At 35.5% G+C, this 17,430-nt stretch carries 14 protein-coding genes; 10 read left to right on the forward strand and 4 right to left on the reverse strand.

The annotated features are described in order from the left end of the window. Positions 1 to 20: 20 nt before the first annotated feature. Genes AXY_RS02195 through AXY_RS02205 form a run of 3 tightly spaced genes read right to left on the reverse strand, consistent with a single transcriptional unit; the run spans position 21 to position 3,665 of the window. The gene (locus AXY_RS02195) at positions 21 to 1,943 is read right to left on the reverse strand and encodes a PTS fructose transporter subunit IIABC (protein ID WP_015009142.1); all 1,923 of its coding nucleotides are present in this window, start codon (positions 1,941 to 1,943) and stop codon (positions 21 to 23) included. Continuing rightward, on the reverse strand, positions 1,930 to 2,859 hold the full coding sequence (gene pfkB, locus AXY_RS02200; protein WP_015009143.1) for a 1-phosphofructokinase: 930 nt from the start codon (positions 2,857 to 2,859) through the stop codon (positions 1,930 to 1,932). The genes AXY_RS02195 and pfkB overlap by 14 nt, the downstream gene beginning before the upstream one ends. Before the next feature lie 38 nt (positions 2,860 to 2,897). After that, the gene (locus AXY_RS02205) at positions 2,898 to 3,665 is read right to left on the reverse strand and encodes a DeoR/GlpR family DNA-binding transcription regulator (protein WP_041450075.1); all 768 of its coding nucleotides are present in this window, start codon (positions 3,663 to 3,665) and stop codon (positions 2,898 to 2,900) included. A gap of 335 nt (positions 3,666 to 4,000) precedes the next feature. On the opposite strand from AXY_RS02205, the gene AXY_RS02210 reads away from it, so the two are divergent. The 8 genes from AXY_RS02210 to AXY_RS02245 all read left to right on the forward strand — a co-directional run bounded on the left by AXY_RS02210 (position 4,001) and on the right by AXY_RS02245 (position 15,167). Next, entirely contained in the window at positions 4,001 to 5,185 is a 1,185-nt protein-coding gene (locus tag AXY_RS02210; protein WP_015009145.1) for a sugar ABC transporter substrate-binding protein, read from the forward strand. A 116-nt stretch (positions 5,186 to 5,301) separates the two neighbouring features. Beyond that, entirely contained in the window at positions 5,302 to 6,849 is a 1,548-nt protein-coding gene (locus tag AXY_RS02215; RefSeq protein ID WP_015009146.1) for a sugar ABC transporter ATP-binding protein, read from the forward strand. Further along, positions 6,836 to 8,011, forward strand: coding sequence for a sugar ABC transporter permease (locus AXY_RS02220; protein WP_015009147.1), 1,176 nt, complete (start codon positions 6,836 to 6,838; stop codon positions 8,009 to 8,011). Before AXY_RS02215 ends, AXY_RS02220 begins: the two co-directional genes overlap by 14 nt. A gap of 242 nt (positions 8,012 to 8,253) precedes the next feature. Beyond that, entirely contained in the window at positions 8,254 to 9,234 is a 981-nt protein-coding gene (locus AXY_RS02225) for a sugar ABC transporter substrate-binding protein (RefSeq protein ID WP_015009148.1), read from the forward strand. Beyond that, entirely contained in the window at positions 9,227 to 10,675 is a 1,449-nt protein-coding gene (locus AXY_RS02230; RefSeq protein ID WP_015009149.1) for a sensor histidine kinase, read from the forward strand. Before AXY_RS02225 ends, AXY_RS02230 begins: the two co-directional genes overlap by 8 nt. Beyond that, positions 10,668 to 12,203, forward strand: coding sequence for a response regulator (locus AXY_RS02235; protein WP_015009150.1), 1,536 nt, complete (start codon positions 10,668 to 10,670; stop codon positions 12,201 to 12,203). The genes AXY_RS02230 and AXY_RS02235 overlap by 8 nt, the downstream gene beginning before the upstream one ends. A gap of 45 nt (positions 12,204 to 12,248) precedes the next feature. Beyond that, a complete protein-coding gene (locus tag AXY_RS02240; RefSeq protein ID WP_015009151.1) occupies positions 12,249 to 13,355 on the forward strand; it encodes a sugar ABC transporter substrate-binding protein in 1,107 nt (368 codons plus the stop codon). Positions 13,356 to 13,472: 117 nt separating this feature from the next. Beyond that, the gene (locus tag AXY_RS02245; RefSeq protein WP_015009152.1) at positions 13,473 to 15,167 is read left to right on the forward strand and encodes a methyl-accepting chemotaxis protein; all 1,695 of its coding nucleotides are present in this window, start codon (positions 13,473 to 13,475) and stop codon (positions 15,165 to 15,167) included. Positions 15,168 to 15,253: 86 nt separating this feature from the next. On the opposite strand, the gene AXY_RS02250 is transcribed toward AXY_RS02245, so the two are convergent. Further along, positions 15,254 to 15,778: a VanZ family protein gene (locus tag AXY_RS02250; RefSeq protein WP_015009153.1), complete on the reverse strand. Its 525-nt coding sequence runs from the start codon at positions 15,776 to 15,778 to the stop codon at positions 15,254 to 15,256. Between the two features lie 234 nt (positions 15,779 to 16,012). Between AXY_RS02250 and AXY_RS02255 the strand changes: the two genes are divergently transcribed. Both AXY_RS02255 and AXY_RS02260 read left to right on the forward strand, forming a co-directional pair. Continuing rightward, complete coding sequence (locus AXY_RS02255) at positions 16,013 to 16,381, forward strand: DUF4181 domain-containing protein (protein WP_041450076.1); 369 nt, start codon at positions 16,013 to 16,015, stop codon at positions 16,379 to 16,381. Between the two features lie 149 nt (positions 16,382 to 16,530). After that, positions 16,531 to 17,415, forward strand: coding sequence for an ABC transporter ATP-binding protein (locus AXY_RS02260; protein WP_015009155.1), 885 nt, complete (start codon positions 16,531 to 16,533; stop codon positions 17,413 to 17,415). Positions 17,416 to 17,430 lie beyond the last annotated feature (15 nt).

The raw sequence follows: 17,430 nt of genomic DNA on the forward strand, positions 1-17,430 counted from the left end.
TGCGTACTAGGTATTTTTATTTATGATAATTGTTCAGAAACAATTTGCTCTTCAAGTGGTTTTTTCCAAAGACCTAGAATAAATGTACTTATCAGCGTACCGATGATAATCGATAGGAATAGTAATAATCGATTTTCACCTAATGGAATGATAGTAAACAGACCACCATGTGGTGCTGGAACACTCGTTAACCATAATTGAGTTAATCCACCCCCGATAGCACTTCCGATCATGCTTGAAACAATCACACGAATTGGATCAGCAGCTGCGAATGGAATTGCACCTTCAGTAATGAATGATAGACCTAATACAATGTTCGTTAAGGCAGATTCTTGCTGAACTTTAGTAAATTTATTTCTAAAAATCATTGTTGCTAATGCAATTGCCAATGGCGGAATCATTCCACCAACCATGACAGCAGCCATTAAGCTTCCGTCACCAGTATCGTTGTAAATCCCAATAGAGAAGGCATAAGCCGCTTTATTAATCGGTCCACCCATATCTGTTGCCATCATCGCACCTAGAGTTGCACCTAAGAGTACCTTGTTACCAGTGCCAAGATTTTCTAATACGTTAATCATGGCAATGTTAATATTTGCAAAAATTGGACCGAAAACAAAGTACATTAACAAACCTGTGACAAATAACGTCAGAATTGGATAAAATAAAATTGTTCTAATTCCAGATAAGCTCTTTGGCATGTTCTTTAATAAATTGATAATCAGAAGTGTGACATATCCAGCTAAGAACCCGGCCATAATTCCACCTAAGAATCCAGCATTTGCACTAAAGGCTAATGCGCCAGCGGTAAACCCACTGACCATCGCGGGTTTTCCACCAATACTCATGGCAATATAACCGGATAGAACAGGTATTAATAAGTTGAATGCTGCCTCGCCCACTTGTTTGATACCTAGGAAAGTTCCCGAGTCGCTGCCTAAAAGTCGTTCTAGCATAAATGCAATTGCTAGAATAATTCCACCAGCAATAACAAATGGTAGCATACTTGAGACACCATTCATTAAATTGTTATAAATTGATTTTAAAGAAAATGGATTTACGTCTTGGTCGTCATTTGTTGCTGAATCTTTTTCTTGATCACTACGACTAGCACGATAAACTGGTGCTTCACCTGATAATACTTCATTGATTAATTCTTTACTTTTCTTAATTCCATCGGCTACTGGTCGTTCAACAGTTGGTTTGCCATTGAAACGGGCCATCGGAACATTTTTACCAACTGCAACTATGACACCGTCTGCGCGTTCAATGTCATCAGCTGTAAGGTGATTCTTAACACCGTCTGATCCGTGTGTTTCAACTTTGATGTTGACACCCATTTCTTGTGCTGTCTTTTTCAGAGCATCTTCTGCCATATACGTATGAGCGATACCTGTTGGACAAGCGGTTACAGCGATAATATAAGGTTGATCTGCTTGATTATTTTTATCAGCTGGAACACTCGTTTGAGGCTGATCTTGTTCTAAACTAGCCTCAGCTAAATTAATGACAGCTGTTACACTTTGTGGCGTGTTAGCGGCATCAAGTGCTTGAATAAAATCGTTGTTCATTAAGAGCTTTGATAAATTTGATAAGATCGATAAGTGTGTTTCATTGGCGCTATCTTTCGCCGCGATCATAAAGAATAATCGAGCTGGTTGTCCGTCCAAACTGTCAAAGTCAATTCCAGTAGGATGTTTGGCAAATACGACAGAAGTTTGTTTGACTGCTTTATTTTTGGCGTGTGGCATAGCAATACCATCACCAAGTCCTGTACTCATACTTTTTTCACGTTCTGCAATTGCCTCTCTAAATGTATCGAAATCATCTACAGCTCCTGTGTCAACGAGTTTTCTTACCATTTCATCAAGAATGGCTTCTTTTGTTGTTGCTTTAGGAGATAATATCATTAATTCCTCTCGCAATACGTCAGTCATTTTCATTGTCTTCAACCCTTTCTATTTCGACATGATTGCTTAATGCTAAAATAGCATCTTTTGTTGCTAAATCTTCACTAAATGCAGTTGCGCTTCCACACTGAACACTAAGTTTAAATGCTTCTAACTTTGATAGTCCTTTTTCAATACCTGCCATAAATCCAGCAATCATCGAGTCACCTGATCCGACCGTATTGATAACTTTTCCTCTAGGTGAAGCTGCGATGTAAGTCTCTTGATCGTCAATAAAAATCGCACCATCTCCACCTAGTGAAACAATGACGTTTTGCGCACCACCTTCCTGAAGTTTTTTACCGTAGTAGATTGCATCTGTTTTTGATTGAATCGGCTGATTAAACAGTTGACTAAGTTCTGCTTGATTTGGCTTCACTAAAAATGGTTTTGCTTTTAAAATATCTAAAAGCTCCTTACTATTTGTATCAATAACAAAATTGATCTGTTGTTTTTGACAAATGTCAATTATTTCATTGTAAAATGTTTCGGATAGACCTCTACTTTTACTGCCTGACAAAATGATTGTATCTGCAGAAGTAAGCTTGAGAATCTGATTTAATAGCGCTTCACTTTCCTTCTCGGTAATGATTGGCCCTTTTCCATTTAGTTCAGTTTCGGCTTCATCTTTTAGCTTGACGTTTATCCTTGTATCGCCATTCACTTTAATGAATTCATGCTTTGCTCCTTCATTTGTAAGCCATTCCTCAATAAAATGCCCAGAGTGGCCACCAATAAAGCCTAGTGCTTTGTTCGTCACACCTAATCGATTTAATACACGTGACACATTAATTCCTTTTCCGCCAGGTAACATTTTTTCTTTATCTGCATAGTTTGTTTCCCCGACTTTGACATTACTAATGTGCATAATGTAATCAATTGATGGATTTAATGTTAACGTATAGAGCATCCTATCATCTCCTTTTTCATTAAGTTAATATCACGTCATTAACCTTTGATAAAGTGAAAATCAAACTGATCACTTAATTTTTCAATCGTATTTGGTGACTGTTTTTTCGCTTCTTCGTTTAGTACGATGATAGCCTGTGATGGTGCCTTTACCTTGAATTCATAAACTTGATTAATTTTACTGTCATCCATTAGAATCCTAATTTTATGACTTTGCTGCATCGCACATTCCTTCAAGGCGGCCTCGTCTAAGTTAGTCGTTGTGAGTCCACTTTCTAAACTGATTCCATTCATCCCAATAAAGGACATTGAAAAATTCATTCTTTCTAGTTGCTGATAAGCAGTGATACCAACGATGGCATGAGTACTTTGCTTCACCGGACCACCTAACAATGTAACCTTAATCCCTCGTTGCAAAGCAAGTAGAGCTTGATCAACGCCATTTGTGACAATTTGAATATTTTTATCAGTAGGCATGAATCTAACTACTTCTAATGTTGCCGTTCCTGCATCAACGTAAACCTGATTATTAGGTTTTATTAAAGTGCTACAGTACTGAGCGATTTTGACTTTCTTATCATGATTAATTGTTTGTTTTTGAACCATTTTTAATTCTGGATTAATATTTTTTACTTTTGTTGCCCCACCATGAATACGTGTTAATAATCCCTCTTCTTCAAGTGCAATCAAATCACGTCTTAATGTCGATTCGCTCACACCAGTATGAATTACTAAATCATGAATCGTAACGGTGTTGTTTTCTAATAATAGGCTTAAGATTTTTTCTTTTCTGTGTTCAAATAACATTGACATCATTCCCTGGTACCGTTTTCTTGATAAGTCAAGTATATATTAAAAAACGCTCAAAATCAATCATATACATTCAAAAGCAATCAAAAACGCTCAAATTGCTTTTTTGTAATTAGAGTGACTGAGTATATGAGAGATTTACTTCAACAAAAATTGATCAATAGCATACTTCAATAAATTAACAATAGATTAAATGATTAATTATTTTTCTAGAAATATTAAATTATTACTACTAATGCTAAAAAAACACCATTGAATGCAATTGCGGACGGTTGATAGCGCTTACTATACTTAAGGTGCAAGTAAAACAAGCTATGGAAAGGGGTATAGTAATGCTTAATAAGAAAAAAGGTTTATTGTTTTTAATCGTTTCATTGTTGTTTGCTTTTGTGCTTGTAGGTTGTGCAGATGACACAGGTGGAAATGCAGATGACTCAAATGATTCTAACGTTGATACGACAGATGAGGTTGAATCAGAAGATAATGATACATCAAGTGGAGACATTAACGTAGGGATTGTCTTACCAACACGTGATGAGCCACGTTGGGTACAAGACGAGCAAAGATTTAAGGATGCTTTAGCTGATTCAGAGTATACAACTGAAATATTATTTAGCCAAGGTTCTTCGGCAAATGAATTACAAAACGTTGAGACATTAATTAGTCGTGGAATAGATGTCTTGATTATTAGTCCTCATGACGGGGATGCTGCTGGTGCTGCAGCTCAAGCGGCAGCTAATGAAGGTGTAACGGTAATTGCATACGATCGTTTAATTACGAACACCGATGCAGTTGATTATTATGTTACGTTTGATAGTTTTGCAGTGGGAGCAGCTCAAGGGAACTATTTAATTGAGCATGCAAATGGTACGAATATCCCTCTATATCTATATGCTGGTGCGGCATCTGACAATAATGCATTTCTGTTCTTTGAAGGTGCATGGTCAGTATTACAACCGAAAATTGCCGACGGTACGTTTGTTGTTGCCAACTCTAGTGAGGCAGAAGCTTTAGCTGACAAACCAGAATTAACGCGTGACGAAATGGGCCGTATTTTAGGTCAAGTTACGACAAACTGGGATCCGAATGAAGCAATTAATAAAGCTCAGACGCACTTAACAGCAGCAGGTGATGACCTTAAAGGAGAGGTGTTAATTTTAGCTCCAAACGATGGTACATCAAGATCAATAGCTGATACGTTTGCAACAGATAGTGATATTACAAGTTATGTGATTACTGGTCAAGACGCAGAGAAGGCGTCAATTCAATACATTATTGATGGAAAGCAATCAATGACAGTATTTAAGGACGTGCGTCAACTAGTTAAAGATGCGATGGGTATGGCAATTACTTTATTAGATGGAGCAACACCAGATACAACAGGTTCTTATGATAATGGTTCAAAAGAAGTTCCAGCTATGCAATCTGAGGTTATCGTTGTTGATCAAGCAAATGTTCAATCTGTATTAATTGACTCTGGATACTACGAAGCTAGTGAATTTACAGGGTTAGATTAATAGAAAACTAATTTAGCATTAATAAAGAAAAGTTGTTTACCAGAATGATGCGGAATAGTGGTCATCAATAGCCACTATTTCGCCCTTTTAATAAAGTGTCAAAGGTGGGTGAGAAAGTGTCTAAATATATTCTTGAAATGCACAATATTAGCAAATCATTTCCAGGCGTTAAAGCATTAAGTGAGGTGAATTTCAAAGTTGAGAAAGGAGAAATTCATTGTTTAGTCGGTGAAAACGGTGCTGGGAAATCAACGTTAATGAAAGTATTAAGTGGTGTCTACCCATATGGTAATTATGAAGGAGATATTGTCTACGAAGGTAAGGTTCAACAGTTTAATAAAATTAGTGACAGTGTTGATGCTGGAATTGCCATTATATATCAAGAGTTAGCACTATTTCCTGATTTATCTGTATATGAAAATATTTATATCGGTAATGAAGTAAAAGACCGTGGAATTATTAATTGGAATGAAACGATCGTCAAGGCAAAGGAAGTCTTGGAGAAAGTCAATTTAAAAGTAAATCCTGAAACATTAATTAAAGATTTAGGTGTTGGGAAGCAACAGCTCGTTGAAATAGCTAAGGCAATTAGTAAAAACGTAAAATTACTTATTTTAGATGAACCAACAGCAGCGTTAAATGAAGATGATAGTGAAAACCTCTTAGAACTAATCAAAGCACTTAGAGATCAAGGGATAACATGCATTATGATATCTCACAAATTAAAGGAAGTCGTTGCCATTGCAGATAAAGCCACAATCCTTCGTGATGGAGAGACGATTTGTACGCTAGATGCAAGTAAAGGTGAAATTGAAGAACGAGCCATTATTAAGCACATGGTTGGCCGTGAATTAAATGCGATTTATCCAGAAATTCCAGATAAGAAAATTGGTGAACGCGTTTTAGAAATACGTAATTGGTCGGCATATGACTCACAATTAGGTCGTTATGTCGTAAAAAACGCAAACCTTCATTTAAACAAAGGAGAAATTGTTGGTATTGCTGGTTTAATGGGTTCGGGTCGAACAGAATTAGCCCTTAGTATCTTTGGAAATCAACCACAATATAAATTGGGCGGCGAACTACTCATTAATGGCGAAGTCAAAAAATTTAAACATACGAGTGACGCAATAGCCGAAGGGATTGCATATGTAACGGAAGATAGAAAAGAAAATGGTTTGTTTTTAGCACAAAATATTACGAATAATGTTTCAATAGCTAAGCTATCAGGCATTTCAAATCAAGGCATCATCAATGATAATGAAGAAATAAAAGTAGCCGAACAATATAAAAAATCTCTTCAAATTAAAGCCTCTTCAATTGAACAATTAGTTGGAAAATTAAGTGGTGGAAATCAACAAAAGGTTTCATTAGCAAAATGGTTATTTGCTGGACCAGAAATACTAATTTTGGATGAGCCAACACGAGGAATTGACGTTGGTGCAAAATTTGAAATATATACGGTAATGAATGAACTTATTAAACAAGGCTTAAGCATTATTGTTATTTCATCAGAGTTAGGTGAAGTGTTAGGGATGAGTGATCGGATTTATGTCATGGCAGAAGGAGAAATAAAAGGGGAGCTTGCTAAAGGAGAAGCTGATCAAGAAAAGATTATGGAGCTTGCGACTCAAGGAGGAGGTTTAAAGGATGAAATTTTTTAATGAATTAGGCACATTAGTAAAAGAAAATATTCGAGATTATGGGATGTATATTGCTTTATTTGTAATCATGCTTACCTTTAATTTTATGACAAATGGCATGTTTATGTCATCTAGAAATATTAGTAACCTTTTAGATTCAGCTGGTTATATTGCAGTGTTAGCAGTTGGAATGACATTAGTCATTGTGATTCGTCATATCGATTTATCTGTTGGATATGTCGCTGGTTTTCTCGGAGCGATTGCAGCCATTCTATTGATGCGACATGGTGTACCTGTTTATATTGTGATCCCAATCATCTTAATCTTAGGGATTGTCATTGGTTTATTTAATGGTTTACTGATTGCACAGCTTGGTATTCCAGCTTTCGTTGCTTCATTAGCTGGTATGTTAATCTTCCGAGGTGCGTTATTACAGGTTACAGAAGGAACAGGAACGATCATTGTTCAAAATGCAAGTTTTAATGCTCTTGGAAATGGTTTTATCCCAGCAATAACCCTAGTTAATGATCGTCACTTATTGACACTGATTGTCGGATTAGTCGGGATTTGCTTCTACATTTATGGTGAATTTAAAACAAGACATGATAAGTTAAAATACTCATTTGAAGTAGTTTCACCAAGTATTTTTGCTCTAAAACTACTATTTGTTTCATTAATTATTGGTTACATTACTTGGATTCTAGCCGGATATAATGGTATTTCATGGACAGTTGTTATTGTCTTGATTGTCACAATTATTTATCACTTTATTACGACGAAAACAGTATTAGGTCGTCAAATATATGCTGTTGGTAGTAATGCAGAGGCAGCACACTTAAGTGGAATTAACGTTAAAAAAGTAACTTATATTGTCATGGCTTCAATGTCAATGCTAGCTGCTTTATCGGGTATTTTATATACGGCTCGTCTTCAATCAGCGACGACGACAGCAGGTATGCTGTTTGAGCTAGATGCAATTGCCGCATCATATGTTGGTGGAGTGTCATCAGCTGGTGGTGTTGGGAAAGTAACAGGTGCAATTGTCGGTGCGATTGTTATGGCATCACTAACAAATGGTATGAACTTATTAGGAGTTGGCATCTCTTATCAGTATATGATCAGAGGTGGTGTTCTAGCTGGTGCGGTAATATTTGACGTACTAACACGTAAAAAAGGAAAATAAAGAGAGAAAAGGGACAACATTTATTCTGTCCCTTTTTACGTTTTACAAGTTAAATTGATAGCTTGATAAAGTCGTGTGAATGTCGTGTTAATATATGGAAGTGTATTGCGGATTTGTTAACCAAAAGGTAAGATGAAGTTAACCCTACTAGACTTTTAAAATAAGTGCTAGTTTTCAAATGTTGCAATAAAGCATAATTAGCTCCAACAGGGGGATTAATTTAATAGATGGAGGTCATCTAGGTGCGTAAAAATGTCATCGCTTTCATAATTTTTCTCTTTGTTATTCTTGGTTATTTTACAATTACCTCTTTGGCTCGAGTTGTTCGCTCAGATTGGCAAGAGCCTCTGCCAATTAATCAAGCAGATCAAAAGTATCGCCTCGTCCTCATTACGCAAGATATAGACACACCATTTTGGGAATCCGTTATTGAAGGTGCTAAGGAGCAAGCTGAAAAAGATCAGGCAATGCTTGAAGTGCTCGGTAACTATGGCTCGAATGAAGAAGCCTTTTTGCAAAATCTTGAGTTAGCAATTCATTCAAAGGTTGATGGGATTATTATTCAAGGTTTGGATACAGATGAATTTAAAGAATTGACTAAGATCAAAGCCGCTTTTTATAGTATTCCTATCATAACAATTGCAATAGATGTCCCAATGGAAGAGAGTTTGCGTCGTACTTACGTTGGTTCTAATCATTATGAATCAGGCGTGAAGCTAGCTGAGCAACTTGTTGAAGATATGGGCGAGGTAGGGAAAGTTGTATTGTTTTATGATCAAGAGCAATACTTTTACCAATTAGAACGGCAGGCAGGGATTGAATCGGTACTTAAAAAATATCCAGAGATTACAATTGTCCCTGTTGAAACGATTGATCAAAAGGAAGATATCACTTCAACAACTCAAGATTTATTAAATCAGCATCCTGATGTTGATGGGTTTATTGCAATTAAATCAACGATAGCTTCAGGTATGGTCGAAGAGATAAGCCGGAGAAGACAGGTTGAATCATTAGCTATTTACACATTTGATGATCATGATGATTTAGAACAATTATTAATAGACGGTAAGCTAGATGCAGTTATTAAGCAATCCCCTCAAGAGATGGGACGTTTGAGCGTCCAACTCGTTATTGAATGGTTAAATGGAGAGACAGTTCCACTTGACTTTGATGGCTATTTAACAGAAATAGAACTTGTGAAAGCGACTGATTTCGATGAATAGTGTTAGACGAAAAATACTAATATTAACCTCTGTGACAGTCGTGATGATGTTGGTGATTTGGTTTTCATTTACGATTTATAATCGCCAAACGCAAGAACAATATAATGAAATCTTACAACGATATTTGCTGCTAAATGAAGTCAATGTAGCTAGTCAACAGTTAATTACAGATTTAAATCTGTATTTATCAACATCCGATCCAGATCAATATCAGAAGATTGATCAAATTAAGGATAGTCTTCGAGAGAAGGAAGCTGACGTTTGGTCGTTAGGTTATCAGGAAAATGAGTTTGAGATTGTAAATTATGTTCATTTAACAGATAGCTTAATAGAAACCGTTGATCGGTCAATCAGTCTACATTTACAAGAGGATACAGAAGCGGCAGCTAATGAATTTAATGATGCAACTCGAATTGCTAATTATATCTCTGATACAACGTTAGCGCTGGTAGATAAAGAATTAAAAACGTACGATAGCTTTTATCGCCATATTATCGAGCAATCTGTGAATATTAATCAACTAGGAGTTTGGCTGTTTTTATTTTTAAGTTTTATTTTAATTGTCTTAACTTATCTAATAGCACGTAGTATTACACGCCCCATTTATCAGTTGACAGAAGCAGCCAATCAACTTTCTCAAGGGCATTTTGATACAGAAGTACATGTTGATTCAAATGACGAGATGGCGTTTTTGGCAAAAACATTTAATCGTATGCGATTAAATATTAATAACTTGATTTCAGAAATTCAATTAAAAGCACAACTAGAAAAGGAACTTCAAGAAAGTAAATTACTATTGCAAGAAAGTCAGCTTCGTAGCTTACAAAGTCAAATAAATCCACACTTTCTTTTTAATACATTGAACACGATCTCAAAGAAAGCTTACTTAGAAGGATCAATAGAAACAAGTGACTTACTAGTTGATGTTGCTGGGCTACTGCGTTACAACCTCAAACAATTAGATCGTTCGGTCACATTATATGATGAGGTAACAGTATTGAGGCATTACATTGATATTCAAAAAGCTCTACTTACTGATCGATTGCAGTTTACGGAATCAATTGATTTTGATCTTTTAGGTCTTGATATGCCAGCATTAACATTACAGCCGATTATCGAGAATGCAGTAATTCATGCGATTGAACCACGAGAATCAGGCGGCAAGATTATGTTTAGAGTGAGTGATTTAGAGGATCATGTTCTTATTGAGATTGAAGATGATGGACCCGGGATGACAGAAGAGAAAAAGATAGAGTTAATCGAAGGACTGCTCATCCCAAAAGAAGGTCACTCAACCGGAATCGGCTTCACCAATGTCATAAAACGACTTCGTATATTTTATGGCTCAAATAATTTAGTCACAATTGACAGCCAAATAAATCGTGGAACTAAAGTAAGTTTAATTCTTCCTAAACAAAAAGGGGGTACCCGAAATGTTTAAACTACTAATTGTTGATGATGAAGAAATTGAACGTAAGAGTATGCAAGTGACGCTTGAACAGGCATTTTCAAATATTGAGATTAAAGAAGCGAGGAATGGGAGATTGGCAGTAGAATACGCCAAGACATTTGAGCCAGATCTTGTGTTAATGGATATTAAAATGCCTGGAATGGATGGATTAGAAGCTATTAAACATATAAAAAAGCAACCGAAACAACCTAAATTTATTATGGTAACAGCATATGATACATTTGCTTATGCCAAAGAAGCGATAAGATTGGGCGTTAAAGATTACATTTTAAAGCCAAGTAAGATTAATGAGATTATATCTATCGTTGGGCAAGTAATTGAGCAAATTAAGCAAGAAAATGCTATGAAAGCAAAGCAATTGAAGCAAAATCATTATTTTGAGAAAACAAAACGCGTGATCGAAACAGATATAGTTACTCAGTTATTATTTGATCATGTCCATGATGTTCACATTGATATGGCGTTAGAAATACTAGAAATTAAACCTACAAAACAAGTATTTGCGTTTGTTGTATTACTTCCAGAAGGTTTTGAGAGTCAATATCCTGCATTAGTTAATCTCATGCGTAAAGATGGCAATGTGTTAATTGGTGCTTTATATGGTAGGCAGTTCCCGGTAATAGTCTTTCGTGATCAAACACAATCATTTAGAAGCCAAGCGACTGAACTTATTCGTCGGACATTCAAAAAGAATCGACAGACAGTTGGTCAAGGTTGGATAATTGGGATCGGTAATCCTTATGATTCATTAGATCAAATTCAATCGTCGTATCATGAAGCTCTCATTGCACTAATTGATATGGACAGATCAGATCACTTCCGTTTTTATCAAGATATCCCAATCGGTGCAAATGGTTGTGATCAACAATTTGAAAAGTACCGTCACAAGTATTTCTTTGACCAAGTTCGATTAGGAGAATGGGATAAAATTTTAGAAACGTGTATTAATTTAATTCAATGTTATCAAAAAGAATCGACACCACTTAGAGTGACTCAAGGCCGAATCCTAGAATTAATTTGGATAATTGGCCGAATCTTAGACGAGATGAATCTTAAAATCAAGTGGGAAGCTATTAAAGTTCATAGCCAAGACTATCCAGCTTTTATTGAAGAAATTCGGTTATTCTTTAATCGACTTAAGCAGAAATATGTTGACTATCATCAGCAATTGGAAGTAGATAGCATTAAGCAAATGAAAAAGTATATTATTGACCATTCACACGAAGATATCTCATTGGAATTTTTATCAGAACGATTTGATCTTAGTACGATTTATATAAGTAAAATGTTTAAAGAAAAATTAGGCATGAACTATATTGATTTTTTGACAGAGTGTCGGATCGATAAAGCTAAAGCGCTAATCCAAACGAGTGAGAAAAGCATTAAAGAAATTGCATTAGAAGTTGGTTATCGTGATCCGAATTATTTTAGTAAAGTATTTAAAAAACTGACAGAAGTATCACCAATGACTTATCGGAAAAAGCGACGTTCGGATTAATAGTTAAGTATGAATAATTACGGTACCTAATGGAGGAATCGGCTGATGTTAGTGAAAAACCGTCATGTAATGATCATCATATTGTTATGTTGTACTTGGTTTATTGGTTGTACGCCATCAAGCGAGGAACAAGATCAAGCAAATCAACAAACAAACATAGTAGAAGCGGACGATGAAAATCACGAGAATGAAGGAAATGAGCGCCTGAAAATTGGCTTATCAATGGATACTTTAGAAGAAGAGCGCTGGGAAAAAGATCGAGATATGTTTGTAGAAGCTATTGAAGCACTAGGTGCTAAAATTGAAGTGAAAACTGCCAACGGTAATGATGCGCTTCAAATATCACAAGCTGAAACATTAATTAGTCAGGGAATTGATCTTTTAGTCCTCGTTCCTCATAATGCTGAGGCCGCCGCGACAATTGTAGGTAAAGCGCAGATGGCTGAAATTCCAGTGATTTCTTATGATCGCTTAGTAAAAAATGCAAATATTGATTTGTATATATCTTTTGATAACGAGAAAATTGGTATTTTACAAGCTGAAACGATGGTAGAGCTAGTTCCAAAAGGAAATTATGTTTATATCGGCGGCCCAGCAACGGATAATAATGCGCACTTAATGAGAAACGGTGTCTATAGTGTTTTGCAACCGTATATTGCGCAAGGGGATATTACAGTTGTATACGATCAATGGACAGACGGCTGGTTAACGGTAAATGCGAAAAATAATATGATGGCAGCATTAGAGGCTAATCACAATCAAATTGATGCAGTCATTGCAGCAAACGATGCTACTGCAGGGGCTGTCCACGAAGCGTTGGTTGAATATGGTTTATCAGGACAGGTGCCAATAGTTGGACAAGATGCAGAATTACTTGGATTGCATCGTATTATTTCAGGTGATCAAGCAATGACTGTATATAAATCAATAAAAGATTTAGCCAGCCAAGCTGCAGACATTGCGGTTCGGATGGCTAAAGGAGAAGAAATTGAAACAGATCGAACGATTAATAATGGGAAGAAAGACGTACCAACGGTGTTATTAACGCCAATCGCTGTTACCAAGGACAACATCGAAGAAACAGTTATCGCTGATGGCTTTCATCGTGCGGAGGATATTTATCAAAATAATTCATCCAAAGATCTTGAATAAAAATATGTAATTAAACAACAATTGAATCATTTTTAGCTTTAGTAATTGACAGACACTAATATATGATGAGCAAATTAGCGCAAGTGGAGAAACCTGTAACGAAGGGAGCACTTATAAATGCGGAAATTTAGTAATTTCAAACGAATTGGGACGAGATTGGTATTAGGGTTTGGGGTAATTATTTTCTTAGTTGTTGCTTTAACTGTTGTTAATATTATGTCTGTTAATCATATTAATAACAATACTGATGAGTTGACTGAACAAGAAATGAAATTATTAATGTTAAATGAGAAATTATCTACTAATATGCTAGAGCGAACAAATTTATTACAAGCATATGCACTAACAGGTAATGAATCATATTATGCTTCTTTTGTTGATGGAACACCCGAAAGTATTGCCTTAGAAGAAGAGGCATTAGCAAATAGTTCATCAGATCTATTGATGACGGCAATAGAACAAAAAACACGATGGGGATTACTGACGGATCAATTTTTCAGATTGTATAATGAAGGTAAAGAAACTGAAGCATTAAGAATATTGGAAGAACAAATTCTGCCATTGAGTATTGGTTTAATAGATGAATTTGAAGAATTAGTTCGCTATCGAGAAGAACAGATCCTCATGTTAAGTAATCAAATTTCACGTGCAGGGGCTCTGACTTTATCCGCCAGTTCAATTGTATCGGTTATGATTATAATTATTGGGATAGTGACAGCAATTATAACGACACGAGTGATTTCAGGTCCAATAAGACATATAACAGAACGGATGCTGAAATTTGCTAAGGGTGATCTCTCATTTGAAGTGGATACTATTACTCGGCGTGATGAGATTGGCCAGTTAAATCAAGCGGTTCAGCAAGCTGCTTCAAATATGAGAGAATTAGTTAAACAAATACACGAAGTAGCTACAACAGTAAATAATCATAGTGTAGCCTTAAATCAGACGACAACAGAGGTATCTGAAGGTGTTGAGCAAATTTCTTACACGATGCAGGAATTAGCATCTGGTTCAGAGACGCAAGCATCTCATGCATCAGACTTATCAAGTGGCATGAATACATTTGTTTTAGCAGTCTCTAATGCTCAACAATTAGGTGAAACTGTAACAAGTGAGTCACAAGCTGCACGAGATCTGTCGGTTAATGGTGTTGACTTAATGGAGGAGTCCGTAGGTAAAATGCGCACGATTGACTCGATTGTAAAAGATTCGGTAGGAAAAGTTGTTCATTTAAATAATCAATCAAGGGAAATTTCAAATATTGTATCGGTTATTCAAGATATCGCTGAACAAACAAATTTACTAGCATTAAATGCATCAATTGAGGCAGCACGTGCGGGTGAGCATGGTCAAGGGTTTGCCGTTGTTGCTGATGAAGTAAGAAAACTTGCTGAACAGGTTAGAAGCTCGATTCAAGAAATTACGGAAATTACAACAATGATACAAGTTGAGTCTGAATCAGTTAAATCGTCGCTAGAAAATAGTTATCAGGAAGTCCAACAAGGAACAGAGATGATTGAAGAGACAGGAAAAACTTTTAATAGTATCGGACGAGCAGTAATTAATACAACAAACAATATTCAACAAATTAATGAGCAACTGACAAATATTTTAATGACAAGCCAAACATTATCTGGATCGGTCGAAGAAGTCGCCTCTATTTCGGAACAATCCGCAGCAGGGATTGAAGAAACCTCTGCATCTGCAGAAGAAATGACAAGCTCAATGGAAGAAATATCGACAAGTTCATCAGACCTTGCAGGACTAGTGAAACAACTAAATCAATTAATTGGAGAGTTTACTGTATAGACAGTCAATAAAATTAGATGATATTAAGTACAGTTATCCATCCAAAGAAAGCCAATCTATATGAATTAGATTGGCTTTTGAAATGATTAATTGTGCTTTGTTTTAATTGATTGTGCCAGCCAATAGGCAAGTAAAATACCGAGTGAATTTAAAAGCCAATCATCAATATCGACAATTCTTGTTGCATAATTTAACTGATGCAAGATAAACTGACCTAACTCAAATAATACTGGAATGACTAAAGCAAGCGGTAATGCTAGCTTCTTACTAAAGCCTTTGTAGCTAAACCAGATGCCAATAGGTGTTGTAATTAATAGATTTCCCAACAAATTGATGATGATATTATTTAATGAAAGGTAATCCATTTTTATATGGTTATAATAAAACACAATCGTTGAAAAGAGTGTGAAATTATAGGGTTGCTGATCTAATACAGCAACTGGTTGAAACCAGATAAAGTAACTTAGTGCAGTCGTATAGATTAACATGAGGATATTAATAATTTCTTTATCAATCGACTTAAAACTTTTACGAAATAATTTATTAATGATATATATGATTAATATAGGAAAGGCTAAGCTAATGCCCTGTTGAAAGATTAAATGATTCATAATAAGCTCCTTAGCGAACTGATATAAACTAGAAAAGCTAGTTTGCTATTGTCATACTATTTATAAGAGTACTTCTTAAAGGTATCGTAAATACATAAAAAGTACAAGGTGCAGGATTAACTATTTATATAGCCTCATTATTTCTCACTCCGCATTGACGACACTATTCAGTAATGTTATATTTTATTTAAGGTAATGGGTTTTTTTGTAAGAAATAACTTGAGGAGGTTTAGGGTGTTTGAGTTAATATTAATCATTGTGCCTTTATTATTAATTGGTCATTTAATCGTTCGGAGAAAATACGGTATTATGACGACCTTATTTGTTTATCGTCATCAAACTCCTCTGCAAAAACGTATTGAATTGATTGGTTTCATCGTATTTTGTGTTTCAATTATTTTTATTGGTCTTTTCCTAAACTATCTAGCAGTATATATTTTTTTCTTTGCATATTCATCTGCATTTGAATTGTTCAGAACATATATGGAGTACAAATATGAAAAAGAAAGTAAGCACTATATAATTAATGGTTATTGGTCAATCGGCTACTTTATTCTACTTTTAGTTTGTTTGTTTTTAATTAGTGTTAGTGATATTCAATGATCATTCTTGTATATTAAAGCAAATTGATATTAGAAAATGTTATGATATAAGAAGAATTTACTCTAGTCGTATTTGATTAGAGTTTTTTTATTTAATCTCAGATGAAAGGTTAATTTTTATTAAAAAAACTAAAAAGAGGTGCTCATGCTATGACGGAAATGATCAAAGTGCTAGGCTTGCAAAAAAACTTCGGCAAGACCCAAGCCTTAAAAGATGTTTCATTTACTGTGGAACCAGGTGAGGTAGTCGGCTTTATCGGTCCAAATGGGGCTGGTAAAACGACCACAATTCGGATTTTATTAGGCATCATTAAACGTGATGGTGGTCAGGCAGAGATTTTCGGTAAAGATGTTTGGAAAGACAGCTTCGAGATTCACAAACGGATTTCCTATGTACCTGGGGATGTGACTTTATGGGGCAACTTAACTGGTGGCGAAATTATTGATTTATTTATTAAGTTACATGGTGGTGGAGATAAGCAAAAACGTGATCAATTAATAGAACGTTTTGAATTAGATCCAAAGAAAAAGGCTAAAGGTTATTCAAAAGGAAATCGCCAAAAGGTTGGTTTGATTTCAGCATTATCTGTAAATTCAGATGTATATATTTTTGATGAGCCTACTTCCGGTCTAGATCCACTAATGGAGGCGATTTTTCAAGAAGAGGTTGAAAAATTAAAGCGAGCAGGTAAGTCAATATTGTTGTCATCTCATGTATTAAGTGAGGTAGAACGTTTAGCTGATAAGGTTGTTATTATTAGACAAGGTGAAATTGTTGAATCTGGAAGTTTAGAAGAATTACGCCATTTAACGCGATCAACGGTTACATTAATCACAAAAGGTAATGTAGCTGAAATGGCTGAAGTAAATGGTGTATTTGACTTAAAACAAATAGATAATCAAGTAACATTTTCTGCTGATCATCAATATCTAGATGGTATTTTAACGAAGGCGGTTGAATTAGGAGTTAAAAAGCTTGAGGTCGTTCCACCTACGCTTGAGGATTTGTTTATGAGGCATTATCAAGGTAAATAATAGATTGGAGGTAAT

Source organism: Amphibacillus xylanus NBRC 15112 (genome assembly GCF_000307165.1).
In the GTDB taxonomy this organism is placed as follows: domain Bacteria; phylum Bacillota; class Bacilli; order Bacillales; family Amphibacillaceae; genus Amphibacillus; species Amphibacillus xylanus.